Origin of the sequence: Coleofasciculus sp. G2-EDA-02 (assembly GCF_040226375.1) — a bacterium.
In the GTDB taxonomy this organism is placed as follows: Bacteria; Cyanobacteriota; Cyanobacteriia; order Cyanobacteriales; family Coleofasciculaceae; genus Coleofasciculus.
In genome coordinates this window covers 1-23,946 of sequence record NZ_JAVKEW010000099.1, presented here as the reverse complement: position 1 = coordinate 23,946, position 23,946 = coordinate 1, and the positions used below count along the sequence as shown (strand labels likewise).

The following is a 23,946-nucleotide window of genomic DNA, read 5'->3' as shown; positions in this document are numbered from 1 at the left end:
CGTCTATCCAATAACGAATTGCTTTGTTACGGATAAATTGCACCGTCCTGATGGCTTCATCGATAGCCTTGTATTGCTGCGGTTTTGCTTTGATTTTGTATTCAAGAACTAGCATTGAATCGACCTCTCAATGTGCTTTTTTCATTATATATTATATATAGTAGATACGTGCGTGGTCAATTGTGTGTACCGATGAAAACAGAAAGACTAGATATCAGATTAACTAAGGATGAAATGCGACAACTAAAGGAAGAGGCTACCAGGCGGGGAATGAGCAAGTCTGAGTTGATCACAAGCTTGATAGCTCGTTTAAGATCACCTTTGTAATTTGGTCATCTACGTCCCTCCGATGACCCGCCTCATATCCCACACCTAAAAGGATGTGGGTTTTACGGCGCTTGCTATAAGGGGATGACCTAAGTTGGTATCGGCTTGGGAGTGAACACCTCTGCCACATGAGCGCGATGGCACAACAGTAGAAGCACCCGAATTGAGCGATAGGGGCATCGACTCTACCCAATGTCCGATTATGTCGTCCATTGTAGGAGTTTTACATAGCACAAGAACGGGAACTATTGAATGTACATCTATCGCACCTGTGAGTTTAATGAGAAAGCAGAACGCTATGGAATTGGCGATCGCATCAATGATCTATGTACCCAACTGCAAACTCAACGACTCGATCAAGTGCAATCCCGGTTTGAGCGGGTTTATCCTTACCTGAAGCGCCGCATCCTTAACCGCCGACTGATTGGTCGTATCCTGCATCTGGATAATCAGCAACTGTTGTGCTTTATTGATATCTTTAAACGGGGCGATCACGACTATGAACAGTTTCTCGAAGCCCCCATTCATTATGGTCAGATCCATTGGGAACCCCAACTTGACCGACAACAGATTCGCGATTGGCTCACCCAAGCCAAATCTGAGCAACCCTCAGTTGAACCCTTACCCGAACTCCCAGAAACCTTGCGTCCTTGGCTGGAGCCACCAGGATGGGAACGAGATATTGTCCCGGACGATTGGATGATCTATGAAAGCGAAGAATGGGTGAGACAATTCACCACCGTTAAACTGCAACAGGCGTGGAAAACCTACTATCAGATTATTTCCCAGATTAATACCCATACAGCGACATCTATAGGAAATGGCAATAGTCACAGTGGTGTCATCCAAACCGATAGCTTCGCCGACACCCTAATCATTTCCCCTGAGCAACCCCAGCTTCCAGAAAATGTCAACTTGTGGGGGGAAAACAATTGTTACGTCCTCTACAGCCAAATTGAAACCACTGATGGGAGTGTTCGGGGTGTACTGTTTCTCATCGCCGCCTTTGATCACCCCCCTTCCAGCGCCGAGATTAGGGAAGTGGGACAGCGCACCACCCTATTCAATGGTGAAAACACATCCAACCATTTATCCCAACCCCAAACCATCCATGAATTAACCCCCTTCGCCCGTCGTTCCTATCCGGCGTACCTATTAGCCGATGAGGAAAGTTGGTTGGCGATTGAACGGGGTAGAGAGGCAAATCTCGCCCTTTCCCCAGAAGAAGAGGAAATTCTCCAATCGGTGTCTGGCGCTACCCCCCAAACCGATTCACTCCCCCTATTCATTAATGGGCGGGCGGGTAGTGGGAAGTCCACGATGCTGATTTATCTATTTGCCGACTACTGCTACCGTAAACACTATACCCCCCAAGGACATCGCCGTCTCGAACCGCTTCCGGGTCAACCCCTGTTTCTCACCTACAATGAACGGCTACTAGAAATTGCCAGAGATGGGGTCAACCGACTCCTACGTTCCCACCACCGCTTTGTCGCTGAACGCAGTCCCGGCGATGACATCCCCAACTGCGATCGCGCCTTTCAACCCTTCGGTAAATTCCTGTTAAGCTTACTTCCACCCCAGGAACGAAAACGGTTTAATCCTGAATACTATATCTCCTTCCATCGATTCAAACAATTGTATCAGGGAACCCATCCCGAACCCGCCCTTGCCAAACTGATCCTGCATCTTCCCGAATCCCGCCACTATTCCCCAGAAATTTGTTGGCACATTATCCGCAGTTTTATTAAAGGATATGGTCAATCAGACTACATGACGCCGGAAGACTATCAGGAGGAAGTTCCCCGGAAAGAACGCACGATTGATGTGGAGAAATTCCAGGGAATCTATAAGACCATTTGGCAACACTGGTATAAGCATCTAACCACGGAACTAGATTACTGGGATGACCAAGATTTAATTGCCAGAGTCTTGGAATTGAAGTGTTATCATTCCGACTATACCGCCATCTTCTGCGATGAAGCCCAAGACTTTACCCGCCTGGAGTTACAGCTAATTATGCGGCTGTCTCTGTTTTCCCAATACCATTTGGGATACCAACCCATTCTTAGCTTACCCTTTGCCTTTGCTGGTGATCCCTTTCAAACCTTAAATCCAACCGGATTCCATTGGTCTAGCACCCAAGCCGCTTTTAATGCCGAAGTGATTACCGCCCTTGATCCGGCTGATCAATTAAAGTTGACCGTTAATTTTCAGGACTTGTCCTATAATTATCGATCAAGTCTGTCTATTGTTCAATTCACCAACTTAATTCAGCTTTGGCGTCACGTTCTCTTTGACATTAGAGAACTCCAACCTCAAACCCCATGGCATCCGGGTAATTTCCCTGAACCCCAAACCTTTATCCTCAATCAAACTATTAGTGCTGAGGAATTAATCCCCTATATTAAAGACACGATTATCATTGTTCCCTGTGAGGAAGGGGAAGAACTCGCTTATGCCCAAGCTGATGAAGTCTTGTCTCAAATTTTTCCCCAGTTAAATTATCAGGAACCGGGAACCGGGGATGAATTCGTAGGGGCGAAGCATTCGCGCCCAAATCTATCGGTTTTCTATTCACATCTCAACGCGAATGCTTCGCCCAATCCCCATGAATTCGTAGAAGCGAAGCATTCGCGCCCAAATCTATCGGTTTTCTATTCACATCTCAACGCGAATGCTTCGCCCAATCCCCATGAATTCGTAGAAGCGAAGCATTCGCGCCCCAATCCCCAATCACCAATCACCAATCCCCAATCCCCAGAACCGTTAAAAAATGTTTTAAGCGCCATTTCTGCCAAGGGATTGGAATTTAAACGGGTGATATTGTATAAATTTGGTGAAGAGTGTAGCGATAATGTCTGGAATCTCCAAGGCGTTGACCAAAAAGTAAAGGTAGAATACTTTTTCAATAAACTCTATGTCGCGGCTAGTCGAGCAACGGATTATTTATTTATCGTCGATTCAGAAACTGGAAACCGCCAACTGTGGAACTATGCCAGTGATGAAGCCTTGTTACAGGCAATGTTAGGACATGCTAAACACAAAAGCCGTTGGCAAGATAAGGTGAAAACCCTAGCACCGGGTATGCCAAATATGGTAGAGACGATGCGTGAAAATGACCCGGGTGCGATCGCGCAAGAATTTCAGCTTAAAGGATTACATGGACAAAATCCTAGTTTACTACGCCGAGCCAAACAATTCTATTGGGATTTAGGGGATATCACTCAAGCCAACTCTTGTCAGGCTTGGGCGCTGAAGTTTGAGAGGCAGTATCGAGACGCGGGTCATTGTTTCCTGGAGTTGGGGGAATCGGATCAGGCGTGGGATTGCTTCTGGCAGGGGCTGTGCTGGTCAGAATTAGTCGCTTGGTATGATTCGCACCCCCAACATCAATCAGCGTCTGAGTGCATCCTGGCGCGGTTTATGGTGACACCACCTGATGATTTAGCAGCGCTGGATAATTTTACTCGGTATATTATCAGTCATGAATCATGGGTTATTCAGGGGAATCAACAGGTTAATCAGCAAAAACAATGGCAGCAAGGAATTAAGGAATATGCCCATCGAATTGAAATAATTCCCCACGATTCCTCAATACCCTTATCACAATGGCAGCAGTTTGGCGAAGTTCTAGCTATCTTAGCCTCAGCGGGTTATCCAGAACTAAAGGTGCAAGCGGGAACCTGTTTTTATCGCGCCCAAAATTATGCTCAAGCGATACAGTATTGGGACGAAAGTAATGCAACTCAACTCCCAGAATACCATCGGGCGAAAGCCTTTACTGTCGGTATGCCAGACGGATTAGGGTATTTGGCACAAGCAGGCGATGCTGATCAGATTATCCACCAATGGCGGCAAGCTGGCAAACCGCGCGATCGCAGATGGCTGCGCTATGTCGCCCAAGGGTTGGAAATGAAGCAGGAATACCAACAAGCCTGTGTGGTTTATGTGGGGTTAGATGATTTAGCCAAAGTCAAAGACTGTTTTCGACTCGCTAGTCAGGATGGGATCAAAATCAAGCTACTACGGCTACTGTTCCGCTATTTCTTCCACCAGAAATGCTGGCAAGACGCCCTCGAATTGTTCAATACCGATTTGCCTAATGTCATCGGTTCAACCGAGGAAAAAGCCGCGTTTAATTTCGACATTGTTTATGAATTGGCAGGTTCAGGATTAATCCCCCAAAACTTGAGCAAAAACCAACGCCAACACTATGAACAATTTATGAAAGAGCGGGTTTTATCTACTCCAGACTGGCAAGACTACCTCTTGATGCCACAGATAGGAATTGCCCTGGAAAAAGTTGGATTACTGGTTGAAACATTATCATTTTACGAGGAATTTGTCAACGACACTAACCAACAACAGCGTCAATTTGCCCGGGAACGTTGGATAGGGACGAAGAAAAAACAGGTTGATTATGTGACGAATCAAGGAAAGCTGAGGAAAGCGGCAAAATTGCAGTCTAATTTGATTAAAAAAGCGCAGGAGTGGGTAATTAATCCAGATGCTATCTCTGTAGTTCCCCCATTAGCGCCAATAGAACGTCCTTTGAGAGAAAAGGGAGCTAACTCAAAACCTAGTCAGGGCGGGTTTTGCACAAAGGTTACTATCAATAACGAAAAGCAAGTTCCTAAACCCGCCCCTACACACTCAACACTTTCCCAATCCCCTAAAACTGAGCAACTTACTATTACGGGATTACCCCCTGAAATAAGAGTGGAGGAGTTTGAAAAGGGGGTGATAGGATTTACGGTGCGTCACTTGGCGATTAAGGTGATGAAATCAACCCATCAAGTGTTAGTTACAGATATTCTCTCTCATCGAGATGTGCGTGTGGATTGGACAAAATGTCAGGTGAATTTAGGAGACGCGACGGTGGAAGCCGGGGGGAGTCAGCAGTTATCCTTTACGCTGGTTGCAAGTGGCTATCGTGGTGTTCTATTCTGTAATCAGCCAGAACCGCGACTGGAATTGGAGATTCAGGGATGTCAGAATCGGATTGCGATCTGTTCGTAGTCAGCACGCTTCGTGCTGGGAAATAGAACATCTGAAGCCACTTTAGTGGCTACTACAAACGTGGCTACTACAAACGACGCGATCGCTATGCCTCTAATCGCTAATTCACTTAACAAAGCTGGACAATTAATACATACTGAGCTAGGCTAATTACCATGGCAAAGTATGTAAAACCTAATGAAGCAGCTAACACTCTGGGGGTTTGTCTGCGAACCCCCAGAAGATGGGAACAACTTGGAAAAATTAAAACGGTCACAACGCCGTCGGGTCAAAGGCGCTACGATCTCGAAACCTTCATCAAAAAAGAATCCTCGCCAACAGGATGACGCACCACTGTTATCTATGCTCGCGTTTCGACAAGACCACAAAGAGCAGACCTTGATCGACAAGTTGAACGACTATCAGCACTCTACCCTGGCGCTGAAATTGTTAAGGAAGTGGCAGGAGGACTCAATCTTAGGAGGAAAGGACTCCTCACCCTTTTGGGACGAGTTCTGCGAGGCGATATCGAGACTATTGTGGTTGCCCACAAAGACAGACTGGCAAGATTCGGCTTTGATATCATCGAATGGATATGGGAACAGTTTGAGTGCAAAATCGTGGTTCTCAACCAAGTTAGTCTCTCTCCCCACGCCGAATTGGTACAAGATATCGTCGCAATTCTCCACAGCTTTTCAAGTCGTCTCTACTCCATCCGAAGAATCGAAAACCAAATCAAGCAAGAGCTACAAGCAGAAATCCAGACACCAGAAAAAGGGTAGAAAGCCAAACAAAACGTTGAAAATTAGGGTGTATCCGGAACCCGAATTGCAGAAGAAATGGAAGTCTTGGTTAGCGGCGGCGCGGTATGTATACAATAAAGCGATCGCCGCTTTAAAAGACGGTGAAAAAATAACTAGTGCATATTCTTTAAGGGATTATGTAAATGGGTTAAGCTTGCCGGACTGGGTAGCCTCAGCACCATCTCATCCTAAAGAAAACGCAATCTTTGACGCTTGGGACGCTTGGTGGCAAGCAACATCTGCAGGAGGTGAAGCCAGCTTGAGAAGCTGTCGTCAATTGTCTCAAGCCATCAAATTTCACAAGGTAAATTTCAAGAGAAAAACATGGTTTCCGTCTTTGACTAAGGGCTTAAGCTTTAAAGCATCTGAACCAATACCAGAGCAAGTGGAGTTTGCCACGCAACTTGTCAGAGATAGAAAAAGATGGTTTGCTTGTATTCCGGTAATCGAAGAGATTGAACCGAGAATTCTCGACAAGGTAATCGCGCTCGATCCGGGTGTGCGAACGTTTTTGACTGGCTATGATGGAGACTCATTTGTCGAGTTTGGTAAGGCAGACATTGGACGCATCCAAAGATTGTGTTCTCACCTTGACAAACTCATGGGACGTGCAGCTCTAGCTAGCAGAAAACAAAAGCGCTCTTACAAAAGAGCAGCCACAAGGCTGAGAATCAGAATCCGCAATTTAGTTGACGAATGCCACAAACAAGTAGCCAACTACCTAACCCGTCAATACAAAGTCATCCTTCTGCCTACGTTTGAGACATCTAAAATGGTGGTTAAGTCCAAACGCAAGCTGCATACAAAAACAGCTAGACAAATGTTGACTTGGGGACACTACCGTTTTGAGTGCCATCTTAAACAATCGGCAAACAAGCGTGGTGTTGTGGTGATTGATGTCAATGAATCGTACACCTCAAAAACTTGTACAAAATGTGGATTCAATCACAACAAGCTAGGCGGCTCTAAAACATTTAAATGCCCCAACTGTAGTCATGAACATGACAGAGATTGGGGCGGCGCTCGGAACATTATGATCCGGGCTTTGAGGGACGGCTCCTTTGCTTTAGCTATTAATAGTCAAAGCATCGCTATCGCGTATGCCCCGTTTGTCAAGGGTTGTACAGCGTAACACCGTCAGCACAGTGAAATCCCTTTGAGTTCCCTCCCCGTCGCCTTGGGGAGGGTTAGCGGCGAGATGACTTGCCGTGTCTAGTTAAAATCTCAATCCTACGCCACCCTGCACCGAAACCGCCGTGCCGCCTCCCTGACGATAGGCATCAAAAGCAATAATCGCATTACCAAAAAGCACCGTACTACCGCCAGGAACAACATAATCAATACCCGGTTGCAAAGCAAAGCTGGTTTTATCTCCCACCGGTGAGGGCGTATCACCGCTAGCAAACGCCGCACCCGCCCCCAGATAAACATCCGTTTGCCAGTTGAGGGGAAAGTCATAAGAAATGGTTGGCACCACCGCCGTACCTGCACCAATCAGGGCTTGCGCTCGCAGAGAGACAGGAAGTTCTAAGAGTTTGTACCGTACCGCCAACACTCCCCCAAATTGCCGCCCTTCACCGCGACTATCTTCTTCAATACCGAAAGTACCACCAGCCCCGACATAACTACCATAAGCGGCTTGAGCCAATGCTGACGTGGGGGTAAACCCAAGACTCGCGAGTACTGCTGTAGCAAGGGTTACACTGATGCCAATAAAATTTCCCATATCCGGACTCCTCAGTACTGATGTCGCTGATTTTACCGTGCGACTACCTGACTTGCCACGGTTCTTCTTGAAACGCGAGCAGATCAAGGAAATTCAGAAAACTTAATCGAGTTGGGTTTATTTCCACCAACCTACTGAGTAGTAAAACCCGCCCCTACACCGGTATATGGGAGAATGTCAAAATCCGGGAATAGATTATTTTGCAGAGGATGAGTTGAAATCAATGCCTGATATTGTAGATATCGCCGTTAGCGCGGATTCGTTCCAAACCCTAGTAGCCGCTGTGCAAGCGGCTGGTTTAGTGGATACTCTCAAAAGTCCTGGTCCTTTTACGGTTTTTGCACCTAATGACGCCGCTTTTGCTAAGTTACCACCGGGAACCATACAAACCTTGCTCCAAAATATTCCCCAGCTGACGCGAATTCTGAAGTATCATGTCGTTTCTGGTAAATTGACTCAAGCTGATTTAGCTAATGTCGATTCAGTAACCTCTGTTGAGGGTTCGTCAATCCGAATTGACTGTTCTGATAGTTTTGAAGTCAAAAATGCGACAGTTGTTGCTCCTGATATCGAAGCGGATAATGGTATTATCCATGTCATTGACACGGTAATTCTTATGGGGTAAATTCACCATCACTAGGGCGACCTGAGCGAACCCAAGTGGACTGGTGTTGTTAATTGATGCAAACGGGTCGCCCCTACAGGTTGTTAATTTAATGATATCAGATATAAATTTCAGGTTGGCAGTATTCAATTGACTATGTTAATCTGTTAATTTTGCTACCATTTCATATTGGTGATCGGTTGTAACTTTGGAAACGTCAGAAGGTATTGAGAAAGATTCTATTTGGGCAGCCGCCTGTTTAATTACAAAAACACTCACACCAGAATTCTGTGGGCTAGACTAACCCCAAGTTTCATTGACGAAATGATGAAAGAGGGGGAGGCAAAGTATAATGAATAGCAGCCATCAGCAGCCCAACTAATTTAACCAAGCTCGAACAGAACGGCGTCAGCGGCTGTTTATATTGGGAAGAGATTGGTTGCTAGCTAATCGCCGATTCGATCAGATCAGGAGAAACCATCCCGGTTGTTGCTGAAAACGGGTATTGGGAAAAAGTCATCTACAATGTGCAGCGCGATCGCGAGCCAAAATGTTGAGATAGGCGAGGGTTTAGGGAATCCTGGTAAATGAATATCAGGTGCAACTTCCCCAAAGGTTTCCCTCAATCCAATCCTCTCTATCCCATCTCTTGCAGGCGCTGATTATATACAAACTAAATGAAAACAAACGTTAACAGTCATCCGGATTGTACCGTTTCCCTAATGAAGTCAAAAGGAAAGCCAACTTGTAAGGTTGAAGCAGTCATGACAATGAAGAATGGTCAATGCAGCTCCTGTGGATCGTATCAGGTTAGAAGCAACAAAAACCGAAAGTTTCCAGCACTGAATACGATGACCCTAGGATTAGGCAACTCTAGCGCTCGCTATGCTGCACTGGATACGTATGTTTGTGTCAATTGCGGCTATGTTGAAAGCTACGTGGCTTCGGCGGACGATCTAAACTACATTCAGGAGAACTGGGCAAAGGTTGAGGCTCCCCGTGAAAATGGAAGAGCGCCCAAAAAACTTGAATCGCTCCCCTCTAGAGCGCACGAGGAGTTGAAGCATCGAGCCATGCACGGTTAACCATGGAGATGATTCATCGTTCATAGTTCATGTCTCTCAGGCTCTAATCATCAACCCCTTGCTATGAACGATGTAGCTAGCCCGGTGTCAATCTTGCCAATATCCTAAATGCTTACGAGCCGCGTCTGTAGCAACACGACCACGAGGGGTTCGATGTAAGTACCCAATCTGTAATAAATACGGCTCATACACTTCCTCAATGGTTTGAGCGTCTTCTCCAGTTGCGGCGGCTACGGCTTCTAAGCCCACAGGTCCTCCCTGGAATTGTTCAATCATCACACTTAACACTAGGCGATCTGTCCAATCCAACCCCGCCGGATCGACATTGAATACTTCCAGGGCTTCGGCGGCGACATCCTGGTTAATTACGTCCATCTTTTTCACCTGAGCATAATCTCGTACTCGCCTGAGTAAACGATTGGCAATGCGGGGAGTTCCCCGAGAACGACGGGCAATTTCTACCGCCCCTTCTTCACTCACCGGCGCTTGTAATAACTGGGCGGTTCGTTGCACAATTAAGCTCAATTCATCGGGTTCGTAGAACCGCAGACGCTGGATCAAACCGAAGCGATCGCGCAAGGGGGAGGTGAGTGATCCCACCCTTGTCGTAGCGCCAACTAGGGTAAACTGGGGTAAGGGAATACTCCGGGTTCGCGCCGATTGCCCTTTGCCAATGGTAATATCCAAACGATAATCCTCCATCGCCGGATACAACAGTTCCTCACTCATGCGCGAGAGGCGATGAATTTCATCGATAAATAAAATATCCCCCGGTTTAAGATTCACTAAAATCCCCACAATATCTCGGGGGCGTTCCAAAGCCGGAGCCGCCGTAATTTTGCAATTTGTCCCCATCTCTGTCGCCAAAATTAGCGACATCGTGGTTTTCCCCAATCCCGGCGGTCCGTACAAGAGCAAATGGTCTAATGATTCATTTCGCGCCTTCGCCGCCGCGATCGCAATTTCTAAGAGGTCTTTGAGTTCTTTTTGCCCGATATAGTCGGCTAGCCGGTGGGGACGAATCCCTTCCTCTTGGTTCTCCGTTTCCTCGGCTATCGCCGTAGCCAGTAACAAGTCTGTTTCCAACTCTTGCTGGCGTTCCTTACGGCGACCCTTTTTTTTCTGACGGGATGGGGGTTGTGGGTCAGGTTCTTGAGATTGTCTAAAGGACGTTATAGCCATGATTTAAGCCTATCATTTCATCTGCAACCGAGACACTCAGGCACAAAAGGTTTAGATTAGTTAAGAGAGTAAGTATTATTCCATCACACAGCGTAAGACATCTGACATGCTAGCTAAACGAATCTTACCTTGCCTGGATGTAAAGGCTGGGCGGGTGGTCAAGGGCGTCAACTTTGTAAATTTGCAAGATGCTGGTGATCCAGTGGAATTGGCACAAGCTTACAACCAAGCCGGTGCTGATGAACTGGTGTTTTTGGATATCACTGCTACTCATGAAGACCGCGATATTATTATTGATGTTGTCTACCGTACCGCAGAACAGGTTTTTATTCCCTTAACCGTCGGCGGCGGTATCCAATCCTTAGAAACTGTTAAATTATTGTTAAGGGCTGGTGCCGATAAAATCAGTATTAACTCGGCGGCTGTCCGCAATCCAGATTTTATCAATCAAGCCAGCGATCGCTTTGGCAATCAATGTATTGTCGTGGCGATTGACGCCCGTCGCCGCGTAGATCCCAGTCATCCGGGTTGGGATGTTTTCGTGCGTGGCGGACGAGAAAATACAGGAGTTGATGCGATCGCCTGGGCAAAAGAAGTCGAGCGACGTGGCGCTGGAGAACTGTTGGTAACCAGCATGGATGCTGATGGGACTCAAGCGGGGTATGACTTAGAGCTAACCCGCACCATTGCTGAACAGGTACAAATTCCGGTAATTGCCTCCGGTGGTGCTGGAACTTGCGATCACATTTATCAAGCCCTAACCCAGGGGAAAGCCGAAGCCGCCCTCTTAGCCTCTTTACTGCATTACGGACAACTCACCGTATCGGAAATTAAGCACCATTTGCAGCACCATCAGGTTCCTGTCAGGATGATCTAAGGTTTCTCAAATCCCGGCTGATCTGCTCTTAACTCTTGTGACTTATATCACACAATTGGATCGTTTGCAGCTACATAGACGACTGCTAGAATAGATTCGATGTTACATTTCGTAAATTATGTTGATTGCTATTTTAATATTTGATATTGCTTTAGTCGCTTGGTCACTGCACTTAATGCAACAGGCGTTTGATACACGAGAGTTTTCCTTGATGCTGGCTGGCACCTTGGTGGCGATGTCAGCCGCCGCCATGTTAGTGGTATATTTTTTGATGGACAGCTATTTGGGCTACTTGAGTCGCATTGCGGCAGTGTCAGGTTCGTTTTAGGGATGCTATTGTTTCATAACTCGATAATCTCTCACGAGGCAATAATTTAATAAGACTTGACGAAGCGATAAAATCAAGGCATGATAGAAGATGCTTCACGGGGCTATAGCTCAGCTGGTAGAGCACCTCAATGGCATTGAGGGGGTCAGCGGTTCGAATCCGCTTAGCTCCATTAACTGCAACTAGATAATTACGGTTTTGGTGACGCGATCGCGGGATGAGTGATCATGAGTGAGTAGAATTGATCTGTTCATTCTTTGAAAGTCAACCCAACAACCACAATCATGAATGCCACTGAACAAGCTCCTCTAGACGAACAAACCTTGAGCCGATGCTGTTTGGCACCGATATTTGCTGACATTATGTGTAAGGGTCAGATCAGTTTGTCTGACTGGCGTGAATTGATGACAGCTCCTTGGGACAATTCTTTCACAAATAATGATGAAGCTATCTTAATGCGGTTGATCTATGGTGTGCATCGTGGACTCGTGAAAGTTGTCGAATAAAGCGATGTTGGGTGTTTATCTAGCATCAACGCTTCATGACACCCAAAAAAAACGCTCAACCTCAAACTGGCTAAAATGATTCTAAATTTCGTTTGGCTTCCTGAGCCACTTGCTCAACCGAGTCATTGGCTAAGGCTTCTAAGGCGGCTCTAGCCTCTGAACTATCGAAGGGCTTGAGCGCCTGGGCGACTCGGTAACGCACTTGCCAGTCAGGATCGGTGGCAAAGGGAATTAATAATGGTACAGCACGGGGATCACCTAGTTCTCCCAAGGAACTAATCGCAGCGGTTTGAATCAAGCTGGTTTCGGAGGAGAGTGCTTCTTCTAAGAGGGGAAAAGCACGGGACTCACCCAGTTCACCTAATGCCGCAACAATACTAAACTGCAATAACCATTCCGATGATTGGTGATATAACTGTTGCATCTCATCAAACGCCTCGGTCATTTTCAGGGCGCCTAAAGCGTCAGCGGCTGCAGCTTGGACATCCGGTTCCGAGTCATTCAAGAGGCGATCGCGTAACATGGTCAAGGTGAGTGATAAATCCTGAGCTCCAAGGGTATCCAGTTGGCTAACGGCGGCGTACCGAACCCGAGCATTAGCGTCAGTCACAATAGGCTGGACTAATTCATAAGCTATCGATGGTTCTAGCTGACGTAGTAGATTTACCCCACTTAGGCGGTTGCCAAAGTCCTCGGAATTTAGCAACTGTTGAACAGACTCACGAGAAACAGTCATTTGTAATGTATTTATTATTGATCAGTGATTTATCTTGAATCGTGGCACTCTACTATAAACCCACAGTTTTAGGCGGTGGGTTTATGACTATTCCAATTCCGCAATCATTGCCCGCACAATATCTCCCGCCGTGAGGACACCAATTACTTTCCCCTGGTTGTCAGTCACCGCTAAACGGCGCAGGGATTTGTCCTGCATTAGTTTGGCGGCTTTGCGTAAGGGTTGATCTGGCTTGACAACCACAGGTTCGTGAGTCATGACTTCTCCAACGGTTTGCCCTAGTGCCTTGTGCAGTTCTTCTTCGTACCGGGCTGGGTTTTCTAGATAAATCACACTGTCGAGAAATACGATGTAGACAGGGGGTTCTACTCCTGTCTGTTGCCACAACAAATCTGTTTCTGAAATAATGCCCACCAATTTGCCTGTATCATTGACCACCAGCAAACCACTTATACGTCGTTGGGCAAGAATTTTCATCGCCTCTTTAATCGGCGTTTGGGGGGTAACCGTGATCGGGTCACGGCTCATCACTTCGGCAACGGTTTTGGGCATATTCAGGCTTAGTGTTTTCAAAGGAATTACTCATCCTATTTTAGGGTTTTAGGCAAGTGCGGGGATCAATTGCGCGGCAATTTCTCTGTTTAGGACACGAGCTCAATGATCTGAACTGGAAGAGCATCTTTTATGCATAAAAACATTTTTATGTCAATATTCAATAAGGAGTTATAAATTATTCTTGGGGGATAAGCTGGTTTTTATTTGAAAATTTAAACATAATCAGACTTCCTGAAATATTTTATTATTGTTCAGATGAAATTTCACTTGCATAGGGCTTTGGTTACCATAGCGGCTGCGAATATCGAGCCACTGGTTGAGTTTTATAGTCAATTACTTGCCGAATCTCCCCATTGTCATATTCCCAACAACTATGCCGAGTTTCATCTCCCTGGATTGCGACTCGGACTATTTAAACCCAGGGATAACCATCGACAGGAATTTGAGCAGTCTGAGAAAAGTGGATTGAGCTTGTGTTTAGATGTCGATGACTTAGACGCCGCGATCGCACAATTGTGCAACCTGGGATATCCCCCACCGGGCGAAATCATCGTCGCCTCCCACGGGCGGGAAATCTACGCTTATGACCCCAATGGCAATCGCTTAATTTTACACCAGCCTCAGCCTTAAGTGATCGCCACATCATAAGCAACATTGGCAAAGGCATAGACGCTATAGAGAAGTAAAACCGTAATCGCGACGATCATAACCATACGTGGACGAGGTGACGGTACAATGGCTTCCCTAACCCACATGGAGGCTGCTGCACCAATAGCGAAGCTAGAACTGAGGACAAGGTATTGCCAGTCAGGTTGAAAGACCCAATTTAAGCCTAACGCCAAGGTTAACAATACCATCAAATGTTCGATTGACTCCGGTGGATTTTGCTGCGTGGAAAGCACCAATGTGCGCCAACAGAATTGTAAATGTCTCATGAAAAAACTCATCAGCGAGAACTATTGGTTAAGATAATTCAGGGCAACTAATTTGGCTACTGTTGGTGGGGAAGATGATTGTACTTTTGTAAATAAGTCAGCGCCTCATCTGTGTTGACCTGCGGAAATTCCCCATAGAAACGGCTGACACTGAGAAAGTCATCCGGTGTTTCCAGGATAACTAAGCGATCGCAAAAACGACTGAGCCACTTGATCAATCCGGCTGGTGCGACGGGTGTACAAATCCAGATCTGGTGAGGATGATGCTCTTTCAACGCTTGAGTCGCTGCAACCATAGTCATCCCCGTAGCAATTCCATCATCCACCAAAAGGGCTAACATTCCTTGGGGGTTAACCTGAGGACAACCTTTGGCAAATTCAGCAAGCTGAGCTTGAGCTTTATCTTGAGCATGACGCAGGGCGGTGTTTCGCAAACTAGACTGAAGTCTTCTCCATAGCCGTTGTTGCGCCCACAAAACTTGTCCTTCTGAGGTGACAGCGCCAATGGCTAATTCTGGATTTTGGGGGGTGGTAATTTTTTTAGCCACCACGATATCCAGAGGACAATTTAATCGACGAGCAACAGGTACGGCGACAGGAATACCGCCACGGGGGAGTGCATACACCACGGGTGATACAGTATCACCCGTGGTCGTTTCCAGTTCAGTAATTTGGGTGAGCAGAGCTTGAGAAAGCTCCTCACCGGCATGAGCGCGATCGCTAAATAGCGGAGCCGATGACATAGGTTCCTCCAGCATTTAACAGACCTGCCCTAATCATGCCTGATTTTGGTCATGGTTTCAGGTCAATCAAGCATGATTCTTAACATCAATGGCACGCTCGCCTTCTGCCTTTGGGGATTGCCTCCACCCTTGATATACCGTAGGGTGGGCACTGCCCACCAGCATACCAGTCAATACCATTCTTCTTAACATAAGGTCATAAGTCGCAACTTAGGTTGAGATGTTAGACCAGATGATGTGAAGTCCTCTAATCCGCTACCCTAAAATAGGGGTCTTCCTGCACCCTATCGGTTAAAAATGATTAGAAGAACTCCCCCAAAACAAGTCTATGGTTCAATTTTTGACCAAAACTGTTACCTTTGAAGAGTTTATTGCGTGGTATCCTAATACAGGCAAACGCTACGAACTCCACGATGGGGTAATTGTCGAAATGCCAAAACCCACTGGCACACACTCTAACGTAACAGGCTTTTTAATAGAAGAGTTGATTCTTACCATTGTCCAGATGGGGAAGCGGGGAAGTTGGACAATTCCTAGAGAATCTATTGTTAAATCTAGCAATGGAAAATCGGGGTATGAGCCTGATATTATTGTCTTAGACCAAGACGCAATCATCGCAGAACCCCGTTGGCAAAAAGAATCTATCATTGAAAATGCTCAATCTGTCAAACTCATTGTTGAAGTTGTCAGCACCAACTGGCGCGACGATTATTTTAAAAAGAGAGCAGATTACGAAGAAATGGGTATTTTTGAATATTGGATTGTTGATTATGCTGCGCTGGGGGGACGCAATTTTCTAGGGAGTCCGAAACAACCGACGGTATCGGTTTATCAACTGGTTGAGGGGGAGTATCAAGTGACTCAATTTCGAGGGGATAATGTAATTATTTACCCTACTTTCTCTGGGCTTAATCTCAGGGCAGAACGAATTTTTCAAGTAGGTCAGTCATTATAAAAATAGAGATTTTAATGATTGTATAGAGATTGACAACTGAAGCCTCATCGCCCAATGTTGGAGCGGGCGTAATCTAGGCAAAGACAGAGTTTCTCGGAAACGTGAGTATTGACGCGATCGCGAACACATTAGATAATAATTTTCCAAGCTAGCTTCCCCAGCTTTCCTTAACCAAGCAATATTACTGTTGCACCGCCTCACCGCCTCGATAGAATGAAAAGCAAAGAAACATGAATAAACCTAAGGAGTCTTTAATCAGCTATGCGAATGCTACATACAATGCTGCGCGTCGGTGACTTGGATGAGTCACTCAAATTCTACTGTGACGTGTTGGGAATGAAACTATTGCGGAAAAAGGACTATCCCGGCGGGAAATTTACCTTAGCCTTTGTCGGATATGGTGATGAGTCTGACCATACCGTGTTAGAACTAACCTACAACTGGGGTGTTGACCAATACGAGTTAGGTGATGCCTATGGTCACATTGCGATTGGCGTTGATGATATTTACGGCACCTGTGAGCAAATTAAGGAGCGTGGCGGTAAAGTCGTGCGGGAACCTGGTCCAATGAAACATGGTTCTACTGTCATCGCTTTTGTCCAAGACCCGACTGGCTATAAGATTGAGTTAATACAATTGGGGACTCAAGGCTCAGCCAAACCTCAAGAAAAAGCTACATCGGCTAGTCATTAACAATGTAGAGACGTAGCATGCTACGTCTCTACATCCCCCTGTTTCCTGTTCCCTGTTCCCTGTTCCCTGTTCCCCGTTCCCTAGAAATTCCGTGCCAATTGAGTAATAATTTGATCCTCCTTCCCCATAACCCATTGAGCAAAGCGTTGGGCTAAGGGTGGTACAAATACCAGAGGGTTGGTAAATCCAGAGAAAATATAGACACCCTCTACGCCCTGAATTGCTCCCACCACAGGTAAATTATTACCACCAAACGCCACTAAACAGTGATGCCAAGTTCCTGGTAGGCTAGCTAAAGCAGGTAGGACATTCCCTACCTGAGTGCGAATGGCATACTCACTAGCGGCTGAGTTTACCTCTGCAAAAGGTTGAGTCAGAACACGACTAATTTGACCCATCCGTAAACTACCATCTAGAAACTGAATCGCCCCAGCATCTAAAATCGGTGGCACGGGTTCGTAAGCCGGTTCATCCCAAAAGGGTTCTACCTCCGCAGCGCTAGCTTGAGCTTCAAGTTGAAAGCGTTGGGTGTTTGCCGGCATGACTAATGTTCGCAATTTTAGGTCAACCGTTGGTGTTTCAACCATCTCCGCGTGGGTGAAGTAGACGCGCACCTGAATCCCTGCTGCTTTAAGTAAGGCGCGGCTAAATCCCCCGGCACAAATAACCGTATTGGCAGCATGATAGGTTTGATTATCCGAGGTTTTCACCCCCTGAACCCTATCCCCTTGGCGCAGAAGTTCCACCACTTGAGCAATCTGCTGTTCACCCCCAGCGCGACAAAAGGCTTGGCGATAGCCTTGGGTGAGGTGTTCCGGATGAATATGACCATGACGAACCGTAAGAACGCCCGCGATCGCATTAGGATTGAGTAGGGGTTCTAACTCACAAGCCTCCTCGACTGAGAGTAATTTTGGCACAATGGCAAAATTTGCATAAGCCGCCGCCATTGTTTCGGGGTTTTGGTCAGCAGAAATAGTCAAAACTAAATCCAATTCCCGAAACTGGGTATCATGGTCTAATTCTGCTGATAAATGACGGTGACGTTCGATTCCCTGGGCGCATAGCACTCTCGTCAGGTCTGATTTCCCTGACCAATAGGCTAAACCGCCATAACTGTACCGAGTCGCGCCTTGAATTGCTGTGTCCGAATCGACCAACAGAACCGTTAATCCTGCCTGGGTAAGTTCATAGGCGAGTGCTGCCCCCGAAATACCCCCACCAACAACAATCCAATCGTAGGTTTTCATGGTTTTTTGCTCATTCTCCACATCTCCCATTGTGATTGGGATTAACGCCTTAGTTAAGGTAATCAGGATTTACCGGAGAAATTGGGTTTAAAGCCCCGTCCTTATAGGACGGCTTCAAAAACTGTGGTATGATTACGTCAAGTAACTGAGCGTAATATGTTGGTATTCGAGGCAAAGTTAGAAGGAACCAAGGAGCAGTATGAACGGCTAGACGAAGCCATTCGTACAGCTAGGTTTGTTCGTAACAGTTGCCTGCGATACTGGATGGATAACAAGGGAATTGGAAGGTATGAACTGAGCGCATATTGTGCTGTTATAGCCAAAGAGTTTCCTTGGGCTAAGAAACTCAACTCAATGGCTCGTCAAGCATCTGCGGAACGAGCCTGGTCAGCAATTGCCCGTTTCTACGACAACTGTAAAAAGAATATTCCAGGCAACAAAGGGTTTCCCAAATTCAAGAAGTATAAAACTCGCGATTCGGTCGAGTACAAAACTTCAGGATGGAATCTATCAGATGATAGAAGAACTATCACCTTCACTGATGGATTTAAGGCGGGGAGCTTCAAGATGTGGGGAACTCGTGACTTGCATTTCTATCAGTTGAAGCAGATTAAACGGGTGAGAGTCGTTCGTCGTGCCGACGGATACTACGTTCAGTTTTGTCTGGCTCAGGAACGTTTGGAGAAACGGGAACCGACAGGGAAGACTATTGGGCTTGATGTTGGACTGAATCATTTCTACACCGATTCTGATGGTCAAACGGTGGAGAATCCCAGACATCTGAGAAAGTCAGAGAAAGCCCTCAAGCGTCTTCAACGTCGGCTGGCTAAGACACGCCAACGTTCCAATAACCGAAAGAAGGCTCAAAATCGGTTAGGGAGAAAGCACCTCAAGGTAAGTAGGCAACGTAAAGATTTCGCCGTCAAGTTGGCGAGATGCGTAGTCCAGTCTAGCGACTTGGTAGCCTATGTAGACGCGCCAGCGGCTTGCCGAAGGCTGGACTTGTTGGTGTCGAATATGGTGAAAAACCATAAACTCGCCAAGTCCATCTCTGATGCTGCATGGTCAACTTTCCGTCAGTGGGTGGAGTATTTCGGCAAGGTGTTTGGAGTGGCGACAGTCGCTGTCCCTCCCCAGTACACTAGCCAGAACTGCTCAAACTGTGGAGAGAAAGTGCACAAGTCTCTGTCGATGAGAACGCATTGCTGCCCTCATTGCAGGTTTGTCATTGACAGAGACTGGAACGCCGCCATCAACATCCTCGAATTAGCATTGCGTACCGTGGGGCGCACGGGAAGTCACGCCTCTGGAGACATCGACCTCTGCCTTGGTGAGGAGACTCCTCAAGGTAAGCCGAGTCGCGGAAAGAGGAAGCCTCGTCAGTGATGGCGGGAATCCCTGTGCGTTTACGCCGGGGAGGATGTCAAGCACAGTCTCCATCTGTAGGTGGGCATTGCCCACCCTACCACTCCCATTGTGATTGGGATTAACGTCTTAGTTAAGGTAATCTATAACGACCGATGGCTGCATTATTTTTCAGATGTTTGGATGATGGAATAGAACAGCTTATATAGTAAGACCTCTCTGATTGAGTTTATGCTTAGCCGAATCAAAGACCTAGCCCAAGAGCTTGCACCACGTCTGATTGAAATTCGCCGCCACTTCCATGCTCATCCGGAATTGAGTGGTCAAGAATACCAAACAGCGGCGTATGTCGCAGGTGTGCTTTCCTCCTGTGGCATTGTTGTTCAAGAAGGGATTGGCAAAACTGGCGTGATTGGTGAGTTAGTTGGGGGTACTGATGAACGCCTAGTTGCCATTCGCACGGATATGGATGCGTTACCGATTACCGAAGCCACCGCTCTGGAATTTGCCTCGCGTAAGATGGGGATAATGCACGCCTGTGGTCATGATGTTCACACCACTGTTGGTTTAGGTACGGCGATGGTGTTGTCCGGATTAGGCGCAGAATTACCGGGAAATGTGCGCTTTTTGTTTCAACCGGCTGAGGAAATTGCCCAAGGTGCTAACTGGATGGTGCAAGATGGGGCGATGAATGATGTCAGTGCCATTTTTGGGGTTCATGTGTTCCCGTCGATTCCAGGGGGTTCTATTGGTGTGCGTTATGGCGCACTGACGGCAGCGGCGGATGACTTGGAAATCTTTATTATGGGGGAATCGGGTCATGGTGCCCGTCCCCATGAAGCCGTGGATGCGATTTGGATTGCGGCTCAGGTGATTACTACTCTACAGCAAGCGATTAGCCGCACTCAGAATCCTTTACGTCCGATAGTCTTGACAATTGGACAGATTAATGGTGGACGCGCTCCGAATGTAATCGCGGATCAAGTCCACTTAGCCGGAACCGTGCGATCGCTCCACCCCGAAACTCATGCGAATCTGCCAGAATGGATTGAGTCAATTGTGGCAAGTGTCTGCCAGATGTATGGCGCTCGCTGTGAGGTAAATTATCGCCGAGGTGTGCCTTCGGTGCAAAATGACTTAGCTTTGACTCAACTCTTAGAAGCATCTGCCAAAGAAGCCTGGGGAAGTGAGCGAGTGCAAATTTTACCCGAATCCTCGATGGGGGCGGAAGATTTTGCCATGTATCTAGAACATGCTCCCGGTACGATGTTCCGCCTCGGCGTCGGGTTTAAGGATAAACCCAATTATCCCTTACATCACCCCCAATTTGAAGTGAATGAATCGGCGATTATTACGGGTGTGGTTACGCTGGCTTATGCTGTCTACCGATATTGGCAACAGTCTGTTTTGTAGTTAAGGGAGTTTTGAATTTTGACCCTTCACTTCGCGTATGGCATGGTTTGTAGGGGCGGGTTTTACTACTATCGTGTATTATTCACCCAGATGCGACTAAACCCGCCCCAACCCAGTGGAATAATTTATCGGTTGTAGGGGCGGATTTTACTACTATCGTGTATTATTCACCCAGATGCGACTAAACCCGCCCCGACTAAGTGGGAGAATAAGGTTATGACTTTAACTTGTCAACAACTTTTACAAAAACACAATCATGTCTGGCATAAAGCCACCATACATCCATTTCTCGAACAGTGTAAATTAGGCACAATTAAACCCGAACAATTTAACACCTGGCTAGTGCAAGATTATTTATTTGTGCTAGAATTTACCCGCCTGATCGGGCGAGTCTTAGCCGCCGCCCCTACCGCACATTTTGATACTCTATTGAGTGGGGCAAGTGCCATCAAAGATGAACTGGCTTGGTTTCGGGAAAAGGCGATGGAGCGATCATTAAATTTAAATACTCAAAAACAACCCGCCTGTAACCAATACTGTCACTTCATGCAAACGCTTTGGGATATGCCTTATCCCGTCCAAGTTACTGCTTTTTGGGCGATTGAATTGGCATATAATCAGGGCTGGCAATTGCCAGGTCAGATGAGTGAGCCTTACAATGAATTTGCACAACGCTGGGGGAATACCGGATTTACTGAGTATGTCACTTTGTTGGAAAAACAAGCGAATCAGGTATTGCCAGAGGCATCAGAATCGATTCAACAGCAAGCCGAGTCTGCCTTTTTGCAAATCGCTCAATTAGAAGCAGAGTTTTGGCAAATGGCGTTTAATGCTGGAACGGTCGTGCCGAATAATGGAACCCATTCCCCAGTGTTCAATGACCCCTAATCATGATATCACACGCAAGGAAAAAAGTATGACCCGCGCCATTATGGAAACGGAAAAAGGTACAATTCATCTGGATTTATTCGAGAAAGATGCTCCGAATACGGTAAAAAACTTTGTTGATCTCAGTGAAAAAGGTTTCTATGACGGATTGAATTTTCATCGCGTTATTCCCAATTTTATGATTCAAGGAGGCTGTCCTATGGGAACGGGCACGGGGGGTCCTGGCTATACGATCAAATGTGAAATTAACCCCAATAAGCATTTAGCTGGGTCATTATCCATGGCACATGCGGGTCGGAATACTGGTGGGAGTCAATTTTTTATTTGCCACTCGCCTCAACCCCATTTAGATGGAATCCATACTGTTTTTGGCAAGACAGAGGATATGGATGTTGTCAATGCTATTCAAAAAGGCGATAAAATTCTTTCGGTGAAGATTGAACAGTAATTGCCTGCTCATTTAGTTGGAGGGCAAAGCCGATTCAGCAAGGGGTTTGATTGGGTGAATCACGATGACATTTTCATCCTGATCATCCCCACTGTTGTACAGATAGTCAAAGGCGGCGGTATCATTGAGCAGATGCGATCGCAAAAATAAGGCACTCCACCGCGCAATCGTTTCTGTGGCTACATCCTGGTCTAATAAAGGTCTGACGGGATCGCGAACGGGATTATCTTTATTGGTAATACCATAATGGTTAGCCCCTTTGACAATCACTAAAGCTTTGGGTGGATCTTGAATCTGATTGTAAGTGGCTGTGACTTCAACTAAATCGGCAATTGTGTCTTGACTTCCAGCGATTAAAGCGGTAGGAATCCTTTGATTATTAATCGGAGGAAATGAACCTGTTTCGGGGGGATCTTTAAAGTTTGTACCATAGAAAATACCAGCCATTAATTCGGGAGGTTGGGTAAATTTGTCTACGCAAACGTTGGGAGCGCAGATGTTTTGGATAACGGCTAATCCGACAAACCCGCCAAACGAATGTCCGAGTAATCCTAGTTTATTGGTATTAACAATACCAGCAATCGGTGAATCCGGATTAGCGTTTTCTTCTTTTATATAAGAAAGAACATCATTGACTTGCTGCTGTTCGGCAATAAACCCAGTGACGGGTTCTCCGGTTCTAGGATTGGTTACAGTGCGTTCATGATTGGGGACAACCACGACAAATCCATAACTGGCGACGGTACTGGCGAAGTTGGAGTAATCGGCTTTATCTACTAATGCTCCTTGTAACAGTAGGGCGATAGGAAATTGATTGGTGTTGGTGTTATAATTTGAGGGAATAGGGAAATAAATATCGGCGGGATCACCATTGGTTTTGATCGTTGTTTGATAAGTATTAACGGTATCGAATAAAGGTTCGGCGCTAAAGGTTGCCCAGGTTGGTTCTCCTAGTCCTAAAGCAATCAATAATGTCCCGACTAGGGTCAAGGATGATCGTTTGTTCGTGGATAAAGAACTCATTGTCTGTGAGATTTTCGGATTATTTTAAGACTGTCGGAAAAATTGAGTCCATTGTCAAGTGTTTCTGATAGCTTTAAATCGGGCGCACGGGGCGTTTAAATCGGGCGCACGTCGGTGCGCCCCTACGGTGAAACGCTTAAATAATTTAAATAGGCATTAGGTTTAACCTAATGCCTTATTAGTCGATAGATAATCGTCAGAGGAACTCTAGCCTAATACAGCTAACAGGTTAACCCACTGTCACTTGAGTCGTATCAACAGCTTTTGCGCCATTGACCCCTCTGGCAACCTTCACCATTTTGTCCAAAATCGCCTGATCAGGAACCTTACCCTTCAAAACCACAGTGGTACTCGTTTGTGCTACTTGACGCTCCCATCGCTAAAAGCGAGGGATTCTCAGTTCAATGAGTGAACTTACCCAAACTAAGTTTCCTTACTTTGAGCAGAGGTTCTTCTCTCCCTGAGCGTTAATTTCTGTTCGCCCAACAGTATTTTTAGTGCTA

The 23,946-nt window shown here is 46.4% G+C and carries 24 protein-coding genes, 1 tRNA gene and 2 pseudogenes; 17 read left to right on the top strand and 10 right to left on the bottom strand.

From position 1 onward, the window contains the following. Nucleotides 1-192: 192 nt before the first annotated feature. Nucleotides 193-327: a plasmid mobilization protein gene (locus RLO19_RS11050; protein WP_446356334.1), complete on the top strand. Its 135-nt coding sequence runs from the start codon at nt 193-195 to the stop codon at nt 325-327. Nucleotides 328-372: 45 nt separating this feature from the next. Here the strand turns inward: RLO19_RS11050 and RLO19_RS11045 are convergent, their stop codons facing one another. Beyond that, nucleotides 373-540, bottom strand: coding sequence for a hypothetical protein (locus RLO19_RS11045; RefSeq protein ID WP_446356332.1), 168 nt, complete (start codon nt 538-540; stop codon nt 373-375). Nucleotides 541-579: 39 nt separating this feature from the next. On the opposite strand from RLO19_RS11045, the gene RLO19_RS11040 reads away from it, so the two are divergent. The 3 genes and pseudogenes from RLO19_RS11040 (at nt 580) to RLO19_RS11030 (ending at nt 7,263) form a co-directional block, all read left to right on the top strand. Further along, the gene (locus RLO19_RS11040) at nt 580-5,349 is read left to right on the top strand and encodes a hypothetical protein (protein WP_446356330.1); all 4,770 of its coding nucleotides are present in this window, start codon (nt 580-582) and stop codon (nt 5,347-5,349) included. A 155-nt stretch (nt 5,350-5,504) separates the two neighbouring features. Then, nucleotides 5,505-6,110, top strand: a pseudogene (locus tag RLO19_RS11035) (IS607 family transposase). Nucleotides 6,111-6,126: 16 nt separating this feature from the next. Continuing rightward, on the top strand, nt 6,127-7,263 hold the full coding sequence (locus RLO19_RS11030) for an RNA-guided endonuclease InsQ/TnpB family protein (RefSeq protein ID WP_446356328.1): 1,137 nt from the start codon (nt 6,127-6,129) through the stop codon (nt 7,261-7,263). 84 nt (nt 7,264-7,347) lie between these two features. Here the strand turns inward: RLO19_RS11030 and RLO19_RS11025 are convergent, their stop codons facing one another. Next, complete coding sequence (locus RLO19_RS11025; RefSeq protein ID WP_446356327.1) at nt 7,348-7,857, bottom strand: hypothetical protein; 510 nt, start codon at nt 7,855-7,857, stop codon at nt 7,348-7,350. 223 nt (nt 7,858-8,080) lie between these two features. Here RLO19_RS11025 and RLO19_RS11020 point away from each other — a divergent pair, with 223 nt between their 5' ends. Further along, nucleotides 8,081-8,482: a fasciclin domain-containing protein gene (locus RLO19_RS11020; RefSeq protein WP_446336631.1), complete on the top strand. Its 402-nt coding sequence runs from the start codon at nt 8,081-8,083 to the stop codon at nt 8,480-8,482. Nucleotides 8,483-9,312: 830 nt separating this feature from the next. Then, entirely contained in the window at nt 9,313-9,546 is a 234-nt protein-coding gene (locus RLO19_RS11015) for a hypothetical protein (protein WP_446356325.1), read from the top strand. 87 nt (nt 9,547-9,633) lie between these two features. Here RLO19_RS11015 and ruvB read toward each other — a convergent pair whose 3' ends face one another. Continuing rightward, the gene (gene ruvB / locus RLO19_RS11010) at nt 9,634-10,728 is read right to left on the bottom strand and encodes a Holliday junction branch migration DNA helicase RuvB (protein ID WP_446356323.1); all 1,095 of its coding nucleotides are present in this window, start codon (nt 10,726-10,728) and stop codon (nt 9,634-9,636) included. A gap of 106 nt (nt 10,729-10,834) precedes the next feature. On the opposite strand from ruvB, the gene hisF reads away from it, so the two are divergent. The 4 genes from hisF (at nt 10,835) to RLO19_RS10990 (ending at nt 12,439) form a co-directional block, all read left to right on the top strand. After that, on the top strand, nt 10,835-11,605 hold the full coding sequence (gene hisF, locus RLO19_RS11005; RefSeq protein WP_446356321.1) for an imidazole glycerol phosphate synthase subunit HisF: 771 nt from the start codon (nt 10,835-10,837) through the stop codon (nt 11,603-11,605). 118 nt (nt 11,606-11,723) lie between these two features. After that, nucleotides 11,724-11,933, top strand: a complete 210-nt coding sequence (locus RLO19_RS11000) for a hypothetical protein (protein WP_446336635.1) — start codon at nt 11,724-11,726, stop codon at nt 11,931-11,933. 99 nt (nt 11,934-12,032) lie between these two features. After that, nucleotides 12,033-12,105, top strand: a tRNA-Ala gene (locus RLO19_RS10995). Nucleotides 12,106-12,217: 112 nt separating this feature from the next. Beyond that, nucleotides 12,218-12,439, top strand: a complete 222-nt coding sequence (locus RLO19_RS10990; RefSeq protein WP_446336636.1) for a hypothetical protein — start codon at nt 12,218-12,220, stop codon at nt 12,437-12,439. A gap of 70 nt (nt 12,440-12,509) precedes the next feature. Here the strand turns inward: RLO19_RS10990 and nblB are convergent, their stop codons facing one another. Then, on the bottom strand, nt 12,510-13,175 hold the full coding sequence (gene nblB, locus RLO19_RS10985) for a phycobilisome degradation protein NblB (RefSeq protein WP_446356320.1): 666 nt from the start codon (nt 13,173-13,175) through the stop codon (nt 12,510-12,512). A gap of 87 nt (nt 13,176-13,262) precedes the next feature. Continuing rightward, complete coding sequence (locus tag RLO19_RS10980) at nt 13,263-13,727, bottom strand: CBS domain-containing protein (RefSeq protein WP_446356335.1); 465 nt, start codon at nt 13,725-13,727, stop codon at nt 13,263-13,265. A 258-nt stretch (nt 13,728-13,985) separates the two neighbouring features. Between RLO19_RS10980 and RLO19_RS10975 the strand changes: the two genes are divergently transcribed. After that, entirely contained in the window at nt 13,986-14,360 is a 375-nt protein-coding gene (locus RLO19_RS10975; RefSeq protein ID WP_446356318.1) for a VOC family protein, read from the top strand. On the opposite strand, the gene RLO19_RS10970 is transcribed toward RLO19_RS10975, so the two are convergent. Then, nucleotides 14,357-14,665 (bottom strand): hypothetical protein, encoded by a 309-nt coding sequence (locus tag RLO19_RS10970; RefSeq protein WP_446356316.1) that lies wholly within the window; start codon nt 14,663-14,665, stop codon nt 14,357-14,359. The genes RLO19_RS10975 and RLO19_RS10970 overlap by 4 nt on opposite strands. A 56-nt stretch (nt 14,666-14,721) precedes the next feature. After that, complete coding sequence (locus tag RLO19_RS10965) at nt 14,722-15,408, bottom strand: phosphoribosyltransferase (protein WP_446356315.1); 687 nt, start codon at nt 15,406-15,408, stop codon at nt 14,722-14,724. A gap of 328 nt (nt 15,409-15,736) precedes the next feature. Between RLO19_RS10965 and RLO19_RS10960 the strand changes: the two genes are divergently transcribed. Together RLO19_RS10960 and gloA are read left to right on the top strand one after the other, a co-directional pair. Further along, nucleotides 15,737-16,363, top strand: coding sequence for a Uma2 family endonuclease (locus tag RLO19_RS10960; protein ID WP_446356314.1), 627 nt, complete (start codon nt 15,737-15,739; stop codon nt 16,361-16,363). A gap of 261 nt (nt 16,364-16,624) precedes the next feature. Next, on the top strand, nt 16,625-17,056 hold the full coding sequence (gene gloA, locus RLO19_RS10955) for a lactoylglutathione lyase (protein ID WP_446356313.1): 432 nt from the start codon (nt 16,625-16,627) through the stop codon (nt 17,054-17,056). Nucleotides 17,057-17,136: 80 nt separating this feature from the next. Here the strand turns inward: gloA and RLO19_RS10950 are convergent, their stop codons facing one another. Next, entirely contained in the window at nt 17,137-18,306 is a 1,170-nt protein-coding gene (locus RLO19_RS10950; protein WP_446356312.1) for an NAD(P)/FAD-dependent oxidoreductase, read from the bottom strand. Nucleotides 18,307-18,462: 156 nt separating this feature from the next. Between RLO19_RS10950 and RLO19_RS10945 the strand changes: the two genes are divergently transcribed. The 4 genes from RLO19_RS10945 to RLO19_RS10930 all read left to right on the top strand — a co-directional run bounded on the left by RLO19_RS10945 (nt 18,463) and on the right by RLO19_RS10930 (nt 22,420). Continuing rightward, complete coding sequence (locus tag RLO19_RS10945; RefSeq protein WP_446356311.1) at nt 18,463-19,692, top strand: RNA-guided endonuclease InsQ/TnpB family protein; 1,230 nt, start codon at nt 18,463-18,465, stop codon at nt 19,690-19,692. Between the two features lie 210 nt (nt 19,693-19,902). Beyond that, on the top strand, nt 19,903-21,084 hold the full coding sequence (locus RLO19_RS10940; protein ID WP_446356310.1) for a M20 family metallopeptidase: 1,182 nt from the start codon (nt 19,903-19,905) through the stop codon (nt 21,082-21,084). A gap of 216 nt (nt 21,085-21,300) precedes the next feature. Continuing rightward, a complete protein-coding gene (locus RLO19_RS10935) occupies nt 21,301-21,972 on the top strand; it encodes a TenA family transcriptional regulator (RefSeq protein WP_446356309.1) in 672 nt (223 codons plus the stop codon). A 28-nt stretch (nt 21,973-22,000) separates the two neighbouring features. Next, nucleotides 22,001-22,420, top strand: coding sequence for a peptidylprolyl isomerase (locus tag RLO19_RS10930; protein ID WP_446356307.1), 420 nt, complete (start codon nt 22,001-22,003; stop codon nt 22,418-22,420). A gap of 12 nt (nt 22,421-22,432) precedes the next feature. On the opposite strand, the gene RLO19_RS10925 is transcribed toward RLO19_RS10930, so the two are convergent. Then, the gene (locus RLO19_RS10925; protein WP_446356306.1) at nt 22,433-23,443 is read right to left on the bottom strand and encodes an alpha/beta hydrolase family protein; all 1,011 of its coding nucleotides are present in this window, start codon (nt 23,441-23,443) and stop codon (nt 22,433-22,435) included. A gap of 229 nt (nt 23,444-23,672) precedes the next feature. After that, nucleotides 23,673-23,807 (bottom strand): annotated as a pseudogene (locus tag RLO19_RS10920) (BON domain-containing protein); the annotation flags it as partial. Between the last annotated feature and the right edge of the window lie 139 nt (nt 23,808-23,946).

Coding starts and splice junctions, on each gene's coding strand:
- RLO19_RS11050 (WP_446356334.1), top strand. CDS start 193: ATGAAAACAGAAAGACTAGATATCAGATTAACTAAGGATGAAATGCGA.
- RLO19_RS11045 (WP_446356332.1), bottom strand. CDS start 540: ATGGACGACATAATCGGACATTGGGTAGAGTCGATGCCCCTATCGCTC.
- RLO19_RS11040 (WP_446356330.1), top strand. CDS start 580: ATGTACATCTATCGCACCTGTGAGTTTAATGAGAAAGCAGAACGCTAT.
- RLO19_RS11025 (WP_446356327.1), bottom strand. CDS start 7,857: ATGGGAAATTTTATTGGCATCAGTGTAACCCTTGCTACAGCAGTACTC.
- RLO19_RS11020 (WP_446336631.1), top strand. CDS start 8,081: ATGCCTGATATTGTAGATATCGCCGTTAGCGCGGATTCGTTCCAAACC.
- RLO19_RS11015 (WP_446356325.1), top strand. CDS start 9,313: ATGACCCTAGGATTAGGCAACTCTAGCGCTCGCTATGCTGCACTGGAT.
- ruvB (WP_446356323.1), bottom strand. CDS start 10,728: ATGGCTATAACGTCCTTTAGACAATCTCAAGAACCTGACCCACAACCC.
- hisF (WP_446356321.1), top strand. CDS start 10,835: ATGCTAGCTAAACGAATCTTACCTTGCCTGGATGTAAAGGCTGGGCGG.
- RLO19_RS11000 (WP_446336635.1), top strand. CDS start 11,724: ATGTTGATTGCTATTTTAATATTTGATATTGCTTTAGTCGCTTGGTCA.
- RLO19_RS10990 (WP_446336636.1), top strand. CDS start 12,218: ATGAATGCCACTGAACAAGCTCCTCTAGACGAACAAACCTTGAGCCGA.
- nblB (WP_446356320.1), bottom strand. CDS start 13,175: ATGACTGTTTCTCGTGAGTCTGTTCAACAGTTGCTAAATTCCGAGGAC.
- RLO19_RS10980 (WP_446356335.1), bottom strand. CDS start 13,727: ATGCCCAAAACCGTTGCCGAAGTGATGAGCCGTGACCCGATCACGGTT.
- RLO19_RS10975 (WP_446356318.1), top strand. CDS start 13,986: ATGAAATTTCACTTGCATAGGGCTTTGGTTACCATAGCGGCTGCGAAT.
- RLO19_RS10970 (WP_446356316.1), bottom strand. CDS start 14,665: ATGAGACATTTACAATTCTGTTGGCGCACATTGGTGCTTTCCACGCAG.
- RLO19_RS10965 (WP_446356315.1), bottom strand. CDS start 15,408: ATGTCATCGGCTCCGCTATTTAGCGATCGCGCTCATGCCGGTGAGGAG.
- RLO19_RS10960 (WP_446356314.1), top strand. CDS start 15,737: ATGGTTCAATTTTTGACCAAAACTGTTACCTTTGAAGAGTTTATTGCG.
- gloA (WP_446356313.1), top strand. CDS start 16,625: ATGCGAATGCTACATACAATGCTGCGCGTCGGTGACTTGGATGAGTCA.
- RLO19_RS10950 (WP_446356312.1), bottom strand. CDS start 18,306: ATGAAAACCTACGATTGGATTGTTGTTGGTGGGGGTATTTCGGGGGCA.
- RLO19_RS10945 (WP_446356311.1), top strand. CDS start 18,463: ATGTTGGTATTCGAGGCAAAGTTAGAAGGAACCAAGGAGCAGTATGAA.
- RLO19_RS10940 (WP_446356310.1), top strand. CDS start 19,903: ATGCTTAGCCGAATCAAAGACCTAGCCCAAGAGCTTGCACCACGTCTG.
- RLO19_RS10935 (WP_446356309.1), top strand. CDS start 21,301: ATGACTTTAACTTGTCAACAACTTTTACAAAAACACAATCATGTCTGG.
- RLO19_RS10930 (WP_446356307.1), top strand. CDS start 22,001: ATGACCCGCGCCATTATGGAAACGGAAAAAGGTACAATTCATCTGGAT.
- RLO19_RS10925 (WP_446356306.1), bottom strand. CDS start 23,443: ATGAGTTCTTTATCCACGAACAAACGATCATCCTTGACCCTAGTCGGG.